Source organism: Alkaliflexus imshenetskii DSM 15055, assembly GCF_000517065.1.
GTDB lineage: Bacteria > Bacteroidota > Bacteroidia > Bacteroidales > Marinilabiliaceae > Alkaliflexus > Alkaliflexus imshenetskii.
The window spans coordinates 2,952,067-2,969,919 of record NZ_KI912105.1; the positions used below are offsets into that span (position 1 = coordinate 2,952,067).

At 42.5% G+C, this 17,853-nt stretch carries 15 protein-coding genes; 3 read left to right on the forward strand and 12 right to left on the reverse strand.

The genetic code is table 11. The features are described from left to right. Positions 1–2: 2 nt before the first annotated feature. The 8 genes from ALKIM_RS0112400 to ALKIM_RS0112435 all read right to left on the reverse strand — a co-directional run bounded on the left by ALKIM_RS0112400 (position 3) and on the right by ALKIM_RS0112435 (position 7,259). Complete coding sequence (locus ALKIM_RS0112400; protein WP_026474929.1) at positions 3–491, reverse strand: acyltransferase; 489 nt, start codon at positions 489–491, stop codon at positions 3–5. Between the two features lie 4 nt (positions 492–495). Next, entirely contained in the window at positions 496–993 is a 498-nt protein-coding gene (locus ALKIM_RS0112405; RefSeq protein WP_026474930.1) for an acyltransferase, read from the reverse strand. After that, positions 990–1,904, reverse strand: coding sequence for a DegT/DnrJ/EryC1/StrS family aminotransferase (locus ALKIM_RS0112410; RefSeq protein WP_218916699.1), 915 nt, complete (start codon positions 1,902–1,904; stop codon positions 990–992). Before ALKIM_RS0112410 ends, ALKIM_RS0112405 begins: the two co-directional genes overlap by 4 nt. Continuing rightward, a complete protein-coding gene (locus ALKIM_RS0112415) occupies positions 1,891–2,340 on the reverse strand; it encodes a sugar 3,4-ketoisomerase (RefSeq protein ID WP_044117928.1) in 450 nt (149 codons plus the stop codon). Before ALKIM_RS0112415 ends, ALKIM_RS0112410 begins: the two co-directional genes overlap by 14 nt. Further along, positions 2,312–2,707: a sugar 3,4-ketoisomerase gene (locus ALKIM_RS0112420; RefSeq protein ID WP_173400723.1), complete on the reverse strand. Its 396-nt coding sequence runs from the start codon at positions 2,705–2,707 to the stop codon at positions 2,312–2,314. The genes ALKIM_RS0112415 and ALKIM_RS0112420 overlap by 29 nt, the downstream gene beginning before the upstream one ends. 2 nt (positions 2,708–2,709) lie before the next feature. Continuing rightward, positions 2,710–4,518: an ABC transporter ATP-binding protein gene (locus ALKIM_RS0112425; RefSeq protein ID WP_044117929.1), complete on the reverse strand. Its 1,809-nt coding sequence runs from the start codon at positions 4,516–4,518 to the stop codon at positions 2,710–2,712. A 611-nt stretch (positions 4,519–5,129) separates the two neighbouring features. Next, a complete protein-coding gene (locus ALKIM_RS0112430; RefSeq protein WP_026474935.1) occupies positions 5,130–6,188 on the reverse strand; it encodes a GNAT family N-acetyltransferase in 1,059 nt (352 codons plus the stop codon). A 15-nt stretch (positions 6,189–6,203) separates the two neighbouring features. Then, the gene (locus ALKIM_RS0112435; protein ID WP_026474936.1) at positions 6,204–7,259 is read right to left on the reverse strand and encodes a GNAT family N-acetyltransferase; all 1,056 of its coding nucleotides are present in this window, start codon (positions 7,257–7,259) and stop codon (positions 6,204–6,206) included. 369 nt (positions 7,260–7,628) lie between these two features. On the opposite strand from ALKIM_RS0112435, the gene ALKIM_RS0112440 reads away from it, so the two are divergent. Then, positions 7,629–8,768: a lipid II:glycine glycyltransferase FemX gene (locus ALKIM_RS0112440; RefSeq protein WP_026474937.1), complete on the forward strand. Its 1,140-nt coding sequence runs from the start codon at positions 7,629–7,631 to the stop codon at positions 8,766–8,768. An 80-nt stretch (positions 8,769–8,848) separates the two neighbouring features. Beyond that, positions 8,849–10,012 carry a lipid II:glycine glycyltransferase FemX gene (locus tag ALKIM_RS0112445; RefSeq protein WP_044117930.1) on the forward strand — a complete coding sequence of 388 codons (1,164 nt, stop codon included), beginning with the start codon at positions 8,849–8,851 and terminating at the stop codon, positions 10,010–10,012. 24 nt (positions 10,013–10,036) lie between these two features. Here the strand turns inward: ALKIM_RS0112445 and def are convergent, their stop codons facing one another. The 4 genes from def to ALKIM_RS0112465 all read right to left on the reverse strand — a co-directional run bounded on the left by def (position 10,037) and on the right by ALKIM_RS0112465 (position 15,347). Beyond that, complete coding sequence (gene def, locus ALKIM_RS0112450; protein WP_026474939.1) at positions 10,037–10,591, reverse strand: peptide deformylase; 555 nt, start codon at positions 10,589–10,591, stop codon at positions 10,037–10,039. A gap of 76 nt (positions 10,592–10,667) precedes the next feature. Further along, on the reverse strand, positions 10,668–11,084 hold the full coding sequence (ruvX, locus tag ALKIM_RS0112455) for a Holliday junction resolvase RuvX (protein WP_026474940.1): 417 nt from the start codon (positions 11,082–11,084) through the stop codon (positions 10,668–10,670). Positions 11,085–11,223: 139 nt separating this feature from the next. Then, entirely contained in the window at positions 11,224–13,938 is a 2,715-nt protein-coding gene (gene ppdK / locus ALKIM_RS0112460; protein ID WP_026474941.1) for a pyruvate, phosphate dikinase, read from the reverse strand. 398 nt (positions 13,939–14,336) lie between these two features. Beyond that, positions 14,337–15,347, reverse strand: coding sequence for a dihydroorotate dehydrogenase-like protein (locus tag ALKIM_RS0112465; protein ID WP_026474942.1), 1,011 nt, complete (start codon positions 15,345–15,347; stop codon positions 14,337–14,339). Positions 15,348–16,034: 687 nt separating this feature from the next. On the opposite strand from ALKIM_RS0112465, the gene ALKIM_RS0112470 reads away from it, so the two are divergent. Beyond that, positions 16,035–17,843, forward strand: coding sequence for a T9SS type A sorting domain-containing protein (locus ALKIM_RS0112470; RefSeq protein ID WP_026474943.1), 1,809 nt, complete (start codon positions 16,035–16,037; stop codon positions 17,841–17,843). The last annotated feature ends 10 nt before the right edge of the window (positions 17,844–17,853 follow it).

Genomic DNA, 17,853 nt, shown 5'->3' on the forward strand with positions numbered 1-17,853 from the left:
GGTTATATCGTTTTTCCGGGATTATGTGTTTTAATCACTTTTGCCGGGGAGCCGCCTACTTCGCAGTAAGGAGGGATGTCACGGTTTACAAAACTTTTGGGGTGAATGATTACCCCATCACCAATGGTAACCCCGGCAATAATCATGGTGCCGTGTCCAATGTAACAATCATTTCCTACCTTGATGGGCGCCTCTTTAATGGGAAACTTCTGCAACATTTGCGGACTCGCAGTTGGTCCTGTGTCTACAATAAAATGGCAAAAAGAGCCAATGGCACATCTTGCGCCAATGGTTAGTGGAGCAGCAAATCCGTTGATGATGGTGTTGCTGCCTATGCGTGTACCTGCACCAATCTCCAAAACATTGGCAGGGCTTCCAAAAATGGTGGTACGCCTTCCAATGGTTACATCATCTCCAATCTTCACATTGTTAAGCGAAACGGATGAATCAACAGAGACATTTATGCCGGTGGTTATATTTGAATGTAGCATGGCTCTATTTGTTAATCCCTACTTCTGCCGGGTCAATGTTTCTGATAAAGCGGGCAGGGTTGCCGCCCACAACTGTAAAGTCGGGTACATCGGTGTCAACATAACTGTTGGAGGCTACAATGGAACATTTACCAATGGTTACGCCCGGAGCAATCACACAACCGGAGCCAATCCAGGAGTGGTCACCTATCCGGATGGGAGCAGCTTTTTTATCAAATAGGGTGTTAATTGCAGAGTTTTCTGTCAAACCCCAATTGGATACAATTACATTGTGTTGGGCAATAGATACATTCTCACCCAACTCAATATCGGCCTGGCTGCCATCAAGGGTTACATACATCCCAAATATGGTGCCGGCGCCAATTTTTACAATGTGATGCGCACTTCCTTGAATGGTACACTCCTTAGCAATTTTTACGTTGTTGCCAAATGAGACATTGTTGAAGTGTGTGGAGGGGTGTATTACCACATTTTCTCCAAATTTGAGGTTGGATAGTATCATTTTTTGAAGTGTTTTAGCAATGTTGCCAGATAGTCGGCATGCTGCGCCGTCATTCTTTGGTGGCACGGAATGTAAAAAGCATCTTCACCATAAAAAACTGAGCACTCTATGCCTTGTTTCTGCATAAATATTTTCAGCGCATCAAGTTGCCAGCCGGGAGCTTTGAATACAAATGCGCCGGGAACTTCGCCATTAGTTATCGGGAATCGCGGTTTTAGACCCAGATTACCAAGTGCATTTTCCAGATGTGCATAAGCTTGAAGTCGTTGCTTAACAATTTCGTCTTTTTCCTGAATGTAGTAGTGGTAACAAGCCTTAAAGTAGGAGATTGATTCATCATCCTTATTTCCATTGGCCGGTGCATGGTGCTTCATCCAAACCAATCCACCTGCCTGCATCGGAAACATCTTTGCCAAACTGTATATGGCAAAATCTCCCATAGTGCCTGCCTGCCTGCCTTTGTATGAAGAGAACATGGCGTATGCACAATCTTCAATAACCGGCAGGTTGTGCTTGAGGATTTCATCCATCTCTCTGTACACGAAACCAAACTCATGGTTTACCAGTATCGCTGCTGTGTTTGATGATTTTTGTCTGCTCCACTTGCAATATTTCTCGATGGTACGAGTTACACAGCCACTTATATATCGGTTTCCAGTGGTTGTTACAATCCAAATCTCATTGTTTGGAGTGAGTTTTAATACTTTAAGAACTGCCTCCAAGGCAGCGGTACCACTTTGTTGCAGGTGAAGTTTTTGTTCGCCCTGCATCACGTATGAAGGGCTGCTGTCGTTATATTTTCGCCAAATCTGATGGTTTTTTATGATGTCATCAGTCATAAATGGCGACATATATAGCAACCCATTTCTGAAAGGATCCGGGTTTATGATATAGCCACTATTCCAATCCACGGTATTTCAAATAATCTTCGTAAGAGCGGATGTAGTCTGACTCATCATAGGCATGAGATGTTAAAACCAGACAGATGGAGCCGGAAGAGAAGTTTTGCTCCCGGGCCCAAATTCCCGGAGGAATGTGTAAACCCATGAAAGGCTGATTCAGGAAAAGTGTTTTACGATGCTGTCCATCTTCAACCATTACTTCAAAACTGCCACTGGCAGCTACTAAAAACTGGTGGCAGTTAAGGTGTGAGTGCGCTCCTCTGTTTTCGCCGGCCGGGATGTCATACAGATAGAATGCGCGTTGCACATCAAAAGGGAGATCCAGTCCGTTTTCGATGGGGGTAATACGTCCCGAAACGGCAGAGATCTGCCTTAGTTGGTAAATGTGACAGTCGAATACTGTAGGCAGATTTTTTTTACTGCTCAAGGCTGCAGAATAGTTCATAATCTCGGATATAATCTGTTTCGGAAAATGGGTGTGAACTCAGATGCAGTGACAATGAATTGGTGCTGAAGTTTTCCATGTGGCGCCATGTGAGGGCCGGAAGGTAAAGCGCTTTATAGGAACGGTTCAGGTGGTATCTTCTGACATCTCCGCTCTTGTCCTTCACCACCACATCAAAACTTCCCGATAGCGCAATGATAACTTCCTGTTGGAGATGAAAGGCATGACCGCCCCGCATTTCACCACCGGGTACATCATAAGTCCAGAATACTCTGCTTACGGTAAACGGAAACTGTTTTTGGTTTTCGAGAAAAGTCAGGTTTCCCCGTTTATCGGGAATTTTCGGCAGATCAATAAGTCTTTCCATTATTAAAATTCTTGAAGTTCAACCATCTTTCTGAATCGGGGCGAGCTGGCCTGAAGTTCAGCAAAAGAACCGGAGGCTGAAATTTTACCTTTGTCGAGCAGATAGATAATGTCGGCGTGTTTCACGGTTGACAGCCTGTGGGCAATTATTATGATGGTATATTTCCCTTTTAGGGCATTGATGTTGCTTTGGATGATGCCTTCGTTTTCGGAGTCGAGTGCCGAAGTGGCTTCGTCCATGAGCAAAAGTGAACACTCTCTGTAAAGCTCACGGGCAATTGATATGCGTTGTTTTTGGCCACCTGAAATCAGCACGCCATTGTCGCCCAGCAAGGTGTCTTCTTTCAATGGCATATTTTTAACGGTATCAGTTAAGGCTGTTTTCTCCATCACCTCCCAAAAACGTTTGAGGGTATCTTGATTCTTGATGGCATCAAAAGTTACGTTATTAAACACTGTATCGTTAAAAATTACCGGTTCTTGAGTAATATAGCCAATCATGCGCCTGAAACTCCGAACCCTTGTGGCTGTTAATGGGGTATTGTCAATTCGTATGTAGCCCTCTTCGGGCAATAAAAGTCCGGCAAGCATATTCACCAAAGTGGTTTTTCCCGATCCACTCTCGCCTACAAAGGCAATGGTTTGGTTTTTCGATATGGTAAGTGAGATGTTGTTAAGCACAGGCACCGGGTTGTTTGGATATCTGTAGCTTACATTGTCAAATTGTATCTCGTTCTGGAACGCATCAAGCGGTTCGTGCGTTTTACTCTCCTCTTTTTTATCAAACTCATCGTAAAGTGTTTTTACCATGTGTATGCCGCCCGAGTTTACCAAAAATGCCTGCCAGTTGTTTTGTAACGAGAGCAAACTTACCAGTGAACGGTAAAAAAACAGAAGGCTTAGCGCTATACTAAGCATCGATACCTGAAAAAAACTCACCTGGATAAAAATTACCAGTGCCACCATTGCAATGGATATGGGTTCGCGCAATGCAGCTGATACAGCATTGAGTTTCCCCATTTTTAATGTCAGGTTTTCGGCATCATCTACCAAACCATTGAGTTTGGTGCGGTAACTTGAGATGAGGTCGGTGGCCTTTAGGTATTTGAAATTCCAAACGGCTTCCAGAACTTTTGATTGCAGCCCATTGCCAATATAGGACTGCATTAATGATGATGTCTCAACTTTTTTGTTGATGTAGCGGTATAAAAAGCCACTTAGGGCCCCAGCCAGAGTAATAAGCAGTGCAAATTTAAAGTTGGCAACAAATGCCAATACCAGATATCCGCAGAGTGTGATGGCTGCTTGCATGGTGCTCAGGTAGGAGAGGAGTGCGCCTCCGGCTTTCCCAATTTCAGTTGTAATCACGTTCTGGATGCGCCCAAGATCGGTATTTACAAATGCCGGAAATGAGAGGTTGCACAACCCATTTACGAGTTGTACACGCATCATTTTCATAAACCTTACTCTGATGGTGACCGAAAAAAACATGTTCACAAAACTCAGCAGCCCTTTAAAAGTGAAGAGCAGCAGTAAAAAGATAAGAATCGACCCTATGGTGATGTCAATGTTAAGCTTATGGAAAAAATCTATTACAAAATCGAGGTTTCCCAGGTCAGCTGCTTCAGTATCGCCCGATTCGGCTACCTGAAACAGAGGAATGAAAAGTGCCAGACCAATACCATCAAGAAAGGCTACGCCGGCACTTAAAATCAAAAGCACAGGAATGCGCAAACCCAGACGTTTGTAGTAGAATCTGAAGTATTTAAATTGATTGAGGTTTGACAGATGATTTATAATTGCTTTTATCATTGCAGCGAGTTGTTCTACTGTTTAATTAAATCTTATGTACACTTGCGCACGGTGTGTTTTTGGTGCGAATCTTTCTGATTTATTTCAATGCTTCGCCTCCCTCAGTCCCATAATATGGACTAACTGAGGTGGGCAATTTGGACTGTACGACTTTAAAAATAGTATTCCGCACCTATTGTTTTTTCGAATTATGACCAACTGTGCGAAATAGTTGCTAAAATCAAGGAATTGTAAGACAAATCTGTTACCAGGTTTTTAAAGAAAACCTCCGTTTTTTGGCTGTAAATTCCATTCTTAATATTGCTGAAAAACTAAAATTACACTGTTTTTTAACGCTCAGATTTTCTTAATTGACCCATTCAAAAGTATTACATCCAACAGTTTTGTGTTTCCATCTCAGTTCTGATTTCAGAACAGGTTCAAATGGTTCAGTTTGTGTCAAATCCTGGCGCAAATGTTAGAGATCAGCTCTTTTGCCAGGTTTTTCAAATAAAGTATCATCATTGATTTATGAAACAGGTGTTTAATTTGCACTAGAAGATGATTAAATCTTTTGCATCAAAAATTCAGATGTATCTCAGTGCAACTATCCGGCATAAAATCATGGTGGTTTATAAATCCCGGCCAACAATAAGTTTAGAACCGAACTTCACAATTTTCTTCATAAATGGATTTCTCGCGATGAAGCGCCCCGTATCCATTAATGGGTTAATCATTTTTTGGGGATATTTAATGTAGTGGGTATATGCTCCATGCACTTTATATAGTTTACATCCCAGCGATTCTTTGTAGCTAACGAGTCCGTCTTCGCCAAAGTCTACAATGGAAACGTTGTAATATTTATAGCCTTCCTGATGAAGGTGCGTGATAAGTTTGTGCTGAAGAAAGTGTTGAAGGCCATTTTTATAGGCAAATTCGTCAGATGCTATCATGATACCATACATGCGTTTTTCACCCGCAATGGCGCATCTTACGCAGTGTATCTCTCCGTCGGTTTCAAGCGCGTAAAGTTTGAGAATTCCTGCATGAAACATTTTATCTACTGCCTCCTTATCCATGTGCTTGTATGGATAGGGCGCATATCCGCCCTTGAACTTATCGTTGCGCAGTTCCCAGGTTTTTTGCAGTAATTCATGCAGTTTGTTGAGCATGCGCTCTGACGTTTCTTCGTAGAATACCGGGTTTAGCTTGGAGGCCTTACGTACATTGTACATAAATGATTTGTTGAACGTAAGAGGTTGTTCTTCGTGCTCTAATCGTCTGACAAACTCCCGGTTGGTGCGCACATAGTAACCCTTCGCTTTACATTTAAACTGATACTGTTGATCATAGTAAAGTATGTTTAACCGTGAAAATTTGTGTTTTGGGGCACATTTTTTCAGAGCAACCAGACACTCATTGTATAATGTTTCATCAACCTCTTTTAATGCTGGTCCGGCGTACACAAACAGATATTTCCCCATGAAGCGCGATTCGTTTTCCTCAACACCTGCAATTTTGCCAACAACTTCGCCATTCCTTATAAAATTGAAATAGTGTGCATTGCCATTGGGCGCCACAGACTCCAGAAAACCTGATTGCAGAAACAAACTGTAAGTGAAGTTGTGAAAATTCTTGTCATATTCTTCTCTCGATACGGCAACTGCTTTAACGATATTGTTTGGTTTCATCACTGTTTTATTTTATCAGATAAGCTTTTTTAGAAGTCCGATAAACCCCTCCTCTGTTGACGGGAGTCGTCTGCCGGCTTTCAGTAAAGGGTTGAGAAGTTTTTGAGGATAAACCAGAAAATTTGTGGTTGCACCATAAAATTCGCGCTTCTCAGCTCCCATGGATGCCTTGTACTTTTCGAGTCCGGCACCGCCATTGTCACTTGTGTTGCCTCCCGGATTATAGTATTGGTAGTTTAGTCCTTTAAGTTTTTCAATCACACCCTTGTCGATGAATGAGGGGTGCCCGTTCTGATAGGCCTCCGGGTCAGAACCCATCAACAATCCGTATGCCTGGCCATTGTGCTCAACATTGAGTTGCGCACAATGTATTTTTTTATCTTCTGTTTCGGTGTAATAGATTACACCAAGCCCACTGGCCATTATTTTTTTGAGAGAATCATCGGTTAGTCCGCGCAGGTAATAAGGATCGTAATCGCTACCATACTTCTTTTTTCTGTATGTTTGGGTAGAGTCAATAAGTCTGAAGAGTTCATTTAGATGCTCCTCTTTGGTGGATGTGTGAAATGATGCACCGCTTTTAACAGCCTTGCCGGCATTTTTCTTAAATCCTTTGCTAAAGTGTATATCGCTTGAGTCATTGAAACTAACAATGTACTCGCTTCTTTGCGTGGTGTAGTAACCGCTTAATTTGCAGCGTAACTGATGCTGCTGGTCATACGATGAGAAAATGATTCTGGTGTATCGTTTCTGTATGGCATAACGCCTGAGTGCATCCAGACACCTGTTTAGAATTTGTTCATCAGGATGTTTAAGCGCTGGCGCTGCAAAACTATAGAGCTGACGACCTTTGAGGGAATTTCTCTTGTTTACAATGGCTGATAGTTTGGCAACCACTTTTTCATCTTCCAAAAAATCAATAAAAACAGGTTCGTAATGCTCCGATTGTAGAGACAATATCCATTCACAACTAAGAAACAAGCTATGCGGAAATTCACTCAGATTCTTTTTCCAGTCTGAGGCTGAAGATTCATTTATTGTAATATGTAGTGGTTTCTCCGTTACTTTCATACTTATATGTTAAAAACACGCGAAGTTGTCGTTTTTCAAGGGGCGTATCTGTTTATCACAATCGGAATTAAATACTAAATTACTGCTTTACAAGCCGCCTTCATCCTTATTTTACACCATTTGGTTCTATCCGTTTATCAACGCGAGGTTTTGTTTGATTAACGCTTTATGCTATCTGTTTATCCATTGTGCAGCAAAAAATCCCACATCTTGCTTTACATAGATATTACTTGACACTCATTTAACGGCGTTAATCAAAAAATAGAGTTTATTGAAATAATAATCGTATCCGCAGAATCTATTCTTCTTAATTTTGGTTGTAATCATTGATTAAAATTCTCCTTTATCTGATAAAAAGCCGTTTCTATTATGACTGAATCATCTGATGTTTGCCTGGATTATTGTAACGCACCATTAAGCCCCGAGTGGGATAATTTTATAGCATCCATATCATCAATATGCCACGAACAGTCATCTGTTTGGGCCGAAGCGCAAAAAATGGCCGGATGGGAACCGCAAAGAATTTATCTCAGACGCAACGGCACCATTGTTTGTGGGGTGCAAATTATAATATTGAGCTTCCCTTTCCTTGGGAAATTTGGTTATGTGCAGCAGGGGCCATGCGTGAATGGTGCAAACCCCAGTGAGATAGATATGCTTCTGAACGAAATGAAACTGTTTGCCAGGCGCAGAAAGTTTCAGTATCTGACAGTGGATCTGGCCTATAATCTGCCTGAGTTGGTTGAGACCATTGAAAAATCAGGCTTTGAACTTCACCCTGACCGATTGCCTCCCGAAGCTACAATCACAAGCACTTTGCTCATCGACCTGTCGCAGGATTTGGATACCATAATGACAAAGTTCAAATCAGGTCGACGAAAAAGCATTCGCGCCGGATTAAAACATAATCTCGAAATACGCACAGGTACCAGGGACGATATTCCAATGCTCTTCGATTTAATAATGCAAACATGCGAACGGAGAAATACCAAGCCATTGTATCCAAATGTCAATTTCATTTTTCGACTGTGGGATCTGTTTGCCCCTAACAACTGGATTGTGCTGCATATTGCCGAAACCGAAGGAAAGCCTGTGTGTGCATCGCTTAGTTTCACCTTTGGTGATACATTTAGAAATAGCATTTGGGGTTGGTCTGGTGATTATGTGCATTTAAATGCTTCAGATGTTATCGATTGGAAAACCATTTGCTGGGCAAAAGAGAACGGATTCAGATACTATGATTTTGTTCACCTTGATACTGTTTCAGCAAAAGCACTGCTCTCAGGCGACGATGTTTCTGACGAAATTAAAGCCCGCGCACATTACGGCTCTACTTTTTACAAAATGCGTTTTGGTGGAGATGTGATGTTCTATCCGGGTAGCTATTCCTATTTCCCATCAAAGTTGAAGAAATCGCTCTTTATTTTTATGGCGCATACTGTTTTAAACAATACACTTATTAAAAAAGCAATTCAGTTTGTTCGTAAAAGAGCCAATCGTGAAAATTAATCAGGCTTTAAACCATAAGGCATCATTGTTGTTAGGTTATTAAAAGCTAATTTTGAAAATGCTTTAAATACACTTAACCTATGCTTATTCGGAGCCGTCGCTTTGTTATGCCATTTCGTCAGTCAGTGATTTATCAGGTATGTGATGCTGAGATGAATGACGAGTGGGACTCATTTTTACATCACAGTGGGATAAATAATTATCAGCAAACATCTGTTTGGGGCATAATAAAAGGAAAGGATGGATGGATAGCCAAGCGACTGATATTACGAAATGCCGAAGGTAATATTATTGGCGGAGCCCAGATTTTTCTTATGGAAATCCCGGTAATCGGGAGAATTGGTTACATTTCACAAGGCCCTTGTTTTGGCAACCAGAATTGTAGCAATCTCAATTATTTTATTTCACTTCTCAAAGTTTTTACCCGAAGAAACAAGCTGATTTATGTTACTGTTGATGTAAATTATCGCCTGCCAGAGGTTGTTAAAGCTTTAACCCGGCGTAGGTTTCGTAAGCATCCGGACAATACACCTCCGATGCCCCATGTAAAAGCTACATTAATCGTAAATCTTCAGCAGTCGGAGGAGCAGATTTTTGCCGGATTCAAAAAAAATCGCCGCAAAAGTATCCTGGCAGCTAAAAACATTTCCGTAACGCTTAGATCCGGAAGTCGCGATGACCTTCCCTTGCTGCACCGTTTGGTTGATCAAACCTGCGAACGTCAGGGTGTCGTTTCCGGATATCCAAATGTGGAGTATTTCTATATGCTTTGGGATTTGATGGCACCTCGTGGCTGGCTTGCATTCAATATTGCCGAAATGGATGGACGCCCGGTGAGTGCGTCGTTGGGGTATGTTTTTGGGGATACCTATCGTGATACAGTATGGGGTTGGAGTGGCGAGTATGCTGCAGAAAACATCTCTGATTTAATTACCTGGAAGTTGATACTATGGGCTAAACAGTCGGGTTTTGCCTATTTTGATTTTGTTCAGTTAGACATTGTATCAATAAGGGCAATTATGGCTGGTGATGTGGTGCCGGATGAGGTTAAGAGTCGTAAATCATTCGGAGCCACATTCTACAAAACGCGATTTGGCGGAGAGGTCTGTTTTTATCCAGGCACATACACATTTTTTCCATCCCAATTAATTGCAGCTTTAATGCAAATGGCATCCGGGCATCTGAGAAAAGATTCGATGGCTTCGCGCCTGGTGCGTTTCATCCGTTCCCTCAAGAAAAACTAAGTGAGCGCAGCGTTAAGCCTGTCCTTATTTTGGTAGTTTTATTTTGTAGTCTACATTCACTTTTCCTAAAGCTATTGAGTTTAGTTTCCCTTTTATCAGTCGTTTCCGCAATGACGAAAGGTAGTCGATAAACAGCTTGCCTTCAACGTGGTCATACTCGTGTTGGATGATGCGGGCTGCAAATCCTTCATACGCTTCTTCGTGTGGTTGAAAATTCTCGTCAACGTAACTTATTACAATGCGTGAGGGTCTGGTGACTTCTTCGCGTATGCCGGGGAGACTCAGACAGCCTTCGGCTTCGGTACATTTGTTACTCTCAGGAAAAGTGATTTTTGCATTGATGAATGTCTTTTTAAAACCTGCCAGTTCAGGATAGTCTTCGGCCAACTCGTTGCCATCAATCACAAAAATGCGTATAGGCAGGCCAATCTGAGGTGCAGCCAATCCAATACCATCGGCCCGGTACATGGTTTCCCACATGTTTTCGAGTAACTGCGGCAGGTTTTCATAGTTTGAATCAACGTCTTCGGCAACTTTTCGCAGCACTGGGTGTCCGTATACAACAACTGGTAGTATCATCTCTTGTTCGTCGTTTTTTTGAGTTTCAATCCCGATTTTTTTCCGGGTTTAATTTTTTTCCTGCAAACTGGGTTTACTAAGGTCTGAGGCTTTCAAGATAGGATTGCAGAATAATGGTAGCACTGATTTTATCTATCAACTCCTTGTTTCTGCGCGCCATTTTTCCAATTCCTGAATCAATCATGGTTTGAAATGCCAGCTGACTTGTAAAACGTTCATCTACCCATTCAACAGGTATGTTGGGATATTTGTTTTTTAAACTCTGTACAAAAGGTTGTATAAATCGCATCGATTCAGAGTCTTCTCCGTTTGTCTGACGGGCATAGCCTGCAACAAACAGCTCCACTGACTCCTTCTCCATGTACTTATCAAGAAAAGGCAATACTTCATGTACCATGAGGGTTGTTAACCCATTGGCAATAATTTTGGATGCATCGGTAACAGCTATGCCAACTCTTTTTTTCCCAATGTCAAAAGCAATTATTCGTCCCACATTTGCAATTTAGGGTGCAAAATTACTGAAAATATTCGTATGATTGATGAATGCCTGCAACAACCTATTTGGTGCCTTCGGGCGCAAAAAAAAGCCACCCCCTTGCAGAGAGTGGCTTTGCGAACAAATTATCAAGCACTTATTTGTTTCCTTTAACGGCTGCCTGAGCCGCTGCCAGACGCGCAATGGGCACTCTGTAAGGTGAGCAACTTACGTAATCCATACCAACAGTGTGACAGAATTCTACCGAAGAGGGTTCACCACCGTGTTCACCACAAATTCCAACTTTCAGGTTGGGCTTGGTCGAACGACCTTTTTCGGTTCCCATTTTCACCAACTGGCCAACACCTTCCTGATCCAACACCTGGAAGGGGTCGTGCTTCAGGATACCTTTGTCGATGTATATTGGCAGGAATGTTCCGGCATCGTCACGAGAGTAGCCAAATGTCATTTGAGTGAGGTCATTGGTTCCAAACGAGAAGAAGTCGGCTTCGGTGGCTATAAGGTCAGCTGTAAGTGCTGCGCGTGGAATTTCAATCATAGTTCCAAGCAGATAGTCGATTCTATCATTCTTTTCAGCAAAAACTTTCTCAGCTGTAGCCCTTATGATATCGGCCTGTAGTTTGAACTCTTTAAGCGTACCGGTTAGTGGTACCATTATTTCCGGACGGGCATCTACACCTTTGGCTTTTAGGTTTAGTGCTGCTTCAATAATGGCGCGGGCCTGCATCTCTGTAATCTCCGGGTAGGTGTTGCCCAATCGGCAGCCACGGTGACCAAGCATCGGGTTGAACTCCTCGAGTGAATCCACTTTTGCTTTGATTACATCAATTGTTACACCCATCTCCTCAGCAAGTTCTCTTTGTGTTGAAAGTTGATGAGGTACAAACTCGTGCAATGGTGGGTCGAGCAGACGAACAGTAACGCCATAGCCGGCCATCGCTTCAAAGATGCCTTCAAAGTCTTCTCTTTGATACGGAAGTAGCTTGGCAAGGGCACGTTTGCGTCCTTCGGTGGTTGAGGCAAGTATCATTTCGCGCATGGCTTTGATGCGTTCACCTTCGAAAAACATGTGCTCTGTGCGGCACAATCCAATACCTTTGGCTCCAAATTCACGTGCCACTTGTGCATCTTTTGGCGAGTCTGCATTGGTACGCACTGACATTTTGGTGAATTTTTCAGCAAGTTCCAGAATCAGACCAAAGTCACCACTTAAATCAGGTTTGCGTGTTTGTACTTTGCCTTCGTAAACTTCACCGGTTGACCCGTTGAGCGAAAGCCAGTCACCTTCTTTAAACACTTTTCCTTCGATGGTAAGGGTGCGCGCCTTATAGTCAATTTTAAGCGCTCCGGCACCTGATACACAGCATTTTCCCATGCCACGGGCCACAACAGCGGCGTGAGAGGTCATACCTCCGCGGGCTGTAAGGATACCTCTGGCAATATTCATCCCTTCAAGGTCTTCAGGAGATGTTTCGATACGCACCAGAAGGCTTGTTTCATATTTTGAGGCTTCATCGGCAAAGAAAACAATTTGTCCGGTGGCAGCACCAGGAGATGCAGGCAAACCTTTTGCCAGCACATTGGCAGCACGTATGGCTACTGAGTCAAAAACCGGGTGGAGTAGTTCGTCCAGTTTGGATGGTTCAAGTCGCAGAAGGGCTGTTTTTTCATCTATTTTACTTTCACGAAGCAGATCCATGGCAATTTTTACCATGGCAGCACCGGTACGCTTACCGTTACGTGTTTGCAGAATCCACAGTTTTCCCGATTGAATGGTAAACTCCATGTCCTGCATATCTTTGTAGTGGTCTTCCAGTTTTTGTTCTACAACGCGCAGCTCTTTGTAGAGTTCAGGCATGGTCTCCTCCAGCGATGGAAACTTGCTCGCACGCTCTTCTTCAGATACACTCTGAAGTTTTGCCCAGCGCAAACTTCCCTCTTTGGTAATTTCCTGTGGGGTACGGGTACCGGCCACAACATCTTCGCCCTGTGCATTAATAAGGTATTCACCATTAAATAAGTCTTCGCCAGTAGCTGCGTCGCGGGTAAATGCTACCCCTGTGGCCGATGTATTGCCCATGTTTCCAAATACCATGGCCTGTACGTTAACCGCAGTACCCCATTCATCCGGGATGTTATTCAGACGACGATAGTAAACGGCACGTGGATTACCCCAACTGTCAAATACCGCCATCACCGCACCCCATAGCTGCTCCCAAGCACATGTTGGGAAATCTCTGCCGGTTTGTGTCTTAACAGCTGCTTTAAACTTATTAACTAGATCCTTAAGATCCTCAACGGTTAAATCGGTGTCGAGTTCGACGCCTCTGGTATGTTTAACCTCTTCCATGATTTTTTCGAAAGGATCAATTTCTTCTTTCGATTCGGGTTTCATGCCTAGTACCACATCGCCAAACATCTGAACAAATCGACGGTATGAGTCCCATGCAAACCATTCGTTGCCCGATTTGGCAGCAATTCCTTTAACGGCATCGTCGTTAAGACCCAGGTTCAGAATGGTATCCATCATCCCGGGCATGGATGCACGTGCGCCTGAACGTACCGATACCAATAATGGGTTGGCGGCGTCGCCAAACTTTGTGCCTGTAAGTTTTTCTATATTTTCAATCGCTTTTTCTACTTCTGGTTTTAGTAGCTCAACTACTTTATCGCGACCCAGGTCGTTGTATTCTGTACAGACCTCAGTAGTTATGGTGAATCCCGGAGGAACCGGTACACCAATGAGGTTCATTTCAGCCAGGTTCGCTCCTTTTCCTCCCAGCAGATTCTTCATGTCTGCTTTTCCTTCGGCTTTTCCATTTCCGAAGGTGTAAACTCTTTTTTTACTCATAACGATTCTTTCTTGATTTGATTGGTATTATTATTTGGTTATTTTACGCTATTCACAAATTAACAGATTTTTTCTCTAATTTCATTCTGTTTTCATAATTACTGTTTAACGTTTGGCGATGTGAATTGCTTAATAGTGTATTAATGACGCTATTTTGCTATGAAGATGCGGTTTTATTTTCAGATATTGAAATAGTAGAACGTTAAATTTTGTTGATTTTTTGTCGGTGAAGTTCGGAAGTTATGGTGTGATTGTTTCATGAGGAGTTACCCCGATTCCGGTTTTTTAAGCCTGTTTTCAGGGTTGGTAGAGTGATATCTGGTGTCTGATATGGTAAAATAAAAGGGGGCTGTCTTATCTGACAGCCCCCCTTTGTTAATTATTTATGATCGAGTGAATTACCTTATCTGGTATTTGTTTGAGAATTCTTTGGACCGCATGAGGTAGTCAACGTATTGTGCTCTTCTGTACGCATGCGGATCCTTAAGATTTTGTTTCGACATTTTGCCTTTAAAGTCATCGATTGAATTATATCCTTTTCGATGCATCCAGTCGGTTATGACATTTAGCATTTGAGTGATTTTTTGAGTGCCGTTTTTATAAACGGTGCTTACCACTTGCACGGCGTCTGCTCCGGCCAACAGAGCGGCTACTACATCTTCGCCCTCCAGAATTCCGGTGTTTGCGCAGAGCGATGCTTTTACCTGACCCGATAACAATCCCATATAGCGTATCGTCATGCGGTCATCTCCTTTGTGGCTTAGGTTGTAGGGAATTTGCAATGCTTCCTCCCAAATGTCAATATCGGGTTGGAACAGCCTGTTGAAAAGCACGAAACCATTTGTTCCGGCTCCGTCTAATGCTTTTATGTACGCCAACGGGTTGGTATAGAATGGGCTCAGTTTTACTGCGATGGGTATTTTAACAGCAGCCCGAACTTTTTTGAGTGTTTCTAACTGGTTCTGCTCAATGGCTTGACCTTGCTTGTCAATATCTGAAACAGTTGAGTAAAAGTTTAACTCCAACCCATCGATACCGGTTTCGGCCAGATGAATAGCATATTCTTCCCAACTTTCGTTGTAAATGCAGTTTAAGCTTCCGAAAACCGGAATGGTAAGTGCTTTTTTCAATTCTTTGATAGCAAGCAGATGAGCTTTGGGCCCTGAATGCTCTATTTTTGGGAAAAGGTTGACCATTTCGGCATTTCTGTCGTCATACTGATGCAGGTTCTCATCGAGTTCGGCAGCTTCCAGATTTAGTTGCTCTTCAAAAAGCGATTTGAATACCAGAGCCGAAGCTCCTGCTTCCTGAAGTTCTATGGCCAGTTTAGAGTCGAGGGACAGGTTTGAAGCACCCACGATAATGGGATTCTTAAGTTTGATACCCAGATAATTGGTTGATAAATTCATAGCAGAAATTTTAAGGGTTTTGTATCTCGTGGAAATGTAACTCAGTAATTGGATGGTGTTATAATAACAGATGTAGGGGCCAATGGTTCACTGTCAGAGGCTTACAGTGGTGTTTTGTTCTATGGCTTTTTCCGAAGGATGATATCATTGCCATTACATACATTTAATTGAAGATTAATTTACAAATTATTACCCGTAAAGGAAAGTGCCTCCTCTCTTTTTCGTAACATTTTAGTCTGTAAAAGTTTTATCCAGGTTTCTGCTCAATATGGTAATAAGGTGAGAAGCTATATTTGAAGCAGTTCCGGACATTCTCACTAAGCCCGGAAACATCTGCAGATAGTATCAGGAGTAACCTATCTGTTTCTATAACATGTAGCTTCGTATCACTTTGTGTTAATTCCGATTGTCGGAGTCGCATGTTGATACATACCAATTTTTCTTATTTCATCCTCTTTCATCTAACTATCTAAACATCTTCCATCTAAATATCTATCATCTAAACATCTGTCATCGGCCTTCGGATGGTTCTTGTTAAAGTAATCCAGAAATTTCACCTGTCTCAAAGCCATGCAGGGTTTTGCTGATTTAAAAAGATATTTTTTTTGCAAGCATAATTTGAAGAATTTACTATTTACATTGAATTTTTACTGGCGTAAATTTCGGTTGTCTAATAAGTAGTTAATTATGAAGCGAGCGATTTTGAGTTTGGTTACAGTGTTTTTTGTTGTGTTAAATATCTATGCAGCAGGATTCTATGTTTCAGTAAATGGGACTGCACGAGGCAACGGCACGAGGGCGAATCCGTGGAACCTACAAACAGCACTAAATCATCCATCCTCAGTGGTGGCGGGTGATACAATATGGATTTTGGGAGGTACTTACAGGGGTGAGTTTACCTCTGTAATTCGCGGTAGAGAAGGTGCGCCGATTTTTGTGCGGGCATTTCCCGGGCAAGAGGTTGTACTTGATGGAAATGTGAATACAGTTGAGTCGGCAGTATTAAATATCACCGGACAACATGCCTGGTATTGGGGGCTGACCATTACAAACAGCGATGCAACCGGAAATAATTATTATAAGGATGGAGTCTATTTTGCGGGACCTAACAATAAATTAATCAATTGCCGCATCTATAATAATGGAGGCAATGGCGTGGGGTTCTGGCGGCCAGCCCTGAATTCAGAAGTGTATGGCTGTGTGATATATAATAACGGATTTAGTGGATCAACCAGAGGACACGGTCATGGTATTTATTCGCAGAATGAGACAGGAACTAAAATTATCAGGGAGAATATTCTGTTTCATTCACATGGAAATGGTATTCAGATTTATACCGAAGGTGGATCCATTATGGGGTATCTCATCGAAGGAAATACCATCTTTAACAGTGGCATTCCTGGTGCTGGTGCCATCGACCGTAACATTATTATTGGAGGACTTCAGCCAGCAGATCGTATCTCAATTGTTGGCAACTATCTTTACAACCGAGCCAATATTACTTCAAAGGCGAGTGTGCAACTAGGCTATTCGGCCGTAAACCGAAATGCTGAGTTCTCTGGCAATTATATTGTCGATGGTAGCTTGTATATGATGAGTGGATGGAACTCTTTGCAGGTGACCAACAACAGTTTTATTGCAAGAAACTCGGGAATGCAGTTAATTGCTTTCGATAATTATAGCAATATAGCCACGCCATTATTTAATAACAACCAGTACTTTGTTGGCAATTTGGCTACACGTACATTCACTGCATGGCAAACTTTTAGCCGGCAGGATGCCAACAGCACTTATTCGAGTTCAGTGCCTTCTCAAACACGTGTGATATTGCAACCAAACCGATATGAACAGGGAAGAGGACACATTATTGTTTACAACTGGGGCAGGGAGACCAATCGATTGGTGAACCTGAGTTCCGTTGTCAGAAATGGTTCACAGTTTCAGATTTGGGATGCTACAAATATAGCCGCAGGCCCCTTGGTTAGAGGGGTTTATGCCGGAGGTAATGTGCAGATTCCGTTACAGCTTACTCAGATTGAATTGCCAATACGGTCAGATAGCTACAGAGATATTTTGCGTCATACCCTCCCCGAGTTCGGAGTATTTATTGTTACGTCATCCGCTAACGATGGGAATGTTTCCATTGGTGATGTTATCAATGAAGAGCAACCTCTGAAAATATCTGCTTGTCATCCCAATCCTACGGTCGATTTATTGGTTGTGGAGTATAAATCACCGGCTGCCATGGTTCTGAATATTGATGTTATTGATAGTGCCGGCCGTATGGTTATGAGAGATACTCACAATGCCACTCCCGGCGATAATTCCTACGTTACCAATCTGGCTTCGTTACACGGCGGAGTCTATTTGGTGGTTATTTCCGATGGCAAAAACCAATCGGCAACCTGTAAGGTACTTAAACGTGATTTTGCCATCAACCTGGTTCCTGAGGTAATGGAATTAACTGAAGAGTCTTTGCCGGGCATGAAGCCGTGACATAAAGTTT

What these genes read in the sequence shown, in the direction of transcription:
- ALKIM_RS0112465 (WP_026474942.1), bottom strand. Translation starts at nt 15,347, where the DNA reads ATGAATTTATCAACCAATTATCTGGGTATCAAACTTAAGAATCCCATT.
- ALKIM_RS0112445 (WP_044117930.1), top strand. Translation starts at nt 8,849, where the DNA reads ATGCTTATTCGGAGCCGTCGCTTTGTTATGCCATTTCGTCAGTCAGTG.
- def (WP_026474939.1), bottom strand. Translation starts at nt 10,591, where the DNA reads ATGATACTACCAGTTGTTGTATACGGACACCCAGTGCTGCGAAAAGTT.
- ALKIM_RS0112405 (WP_026474930.1), bottom strand. Translation starts at nt 993, where the DNA reads ATGATACTATCCAACCTCAAATTTGGAGAAAATGTGGTAATACACCCC.
- ALKIM_RS0112440 (WP_026474937.1), top strand. Translation starts at nt 7,629, where the DNA reads ATGACTGAATCATCTGATGTTTGCCTGGATTATTGTAACGCACCATTA.
- ALKIM_RS0112420 (WP_173400723.1), bottom strand. Translation starts at nt 2,707, where the DNA reads ATGGAAAGACTTATTGATCTGCCGAAAATTCCCGATAAACGGGGAAAC.
- ALKIM_RS0112435 (WP_026474936.1), bottom strand. Translation starts at nt 7,259, where the DNA reads ATGAAAGTAACGGAGAAACCACTACATATTACAATAAATGAATCTTCA.
- ALKIM_RS0112430 (WP_026474935.1), bottom strand. Translation starts at nt 6,188, where the DNA reads ATGAAACCAAACAATATCGTTAAAGCAGTTGCCGTATCGAGAGAAGAA.
- ALKIM_RS0112400 (WP_026474929.1), bottom strand. Translation starts at nt 491, where the DNA reads ATGCTACATTCAAATATAACCACCGGCATAAATGTCTCTGTTGATTCA.
- ppdK (WP_026474941.1), bottom strand. Translation starts at nt 13,938, where the DNA reads ATGAGTAAAAAAAGAGTTTACACCTTCGGAAATGGAAAAGCCGAAGGA.
- ALKIM_RS0112425 (WP_044117929.1), bottom strand. Translation starts at nt 4,518, where the DNA reads ATGATAAAAGCAATTATAAATCATCTGTCAAACCTCAATCAATTTAAA.
- ALKIM_RS0112415 (WP_044117928.1), bottom strand. Translation starts at nt 2,340, where the DNA reads ATGAACTATTCTGCAGCCTTGAGCAGTAAAAAAAATCTGCCTACAGTA.
- ALKIM_RS0112470 (WP_026474943.1), top strand. Translation starts at nt 16,035, where the DNA reads ATGAAGCGAGCGATTTTGAGTTTGGTTACAGTGTTTTTTGTTGTGTTA.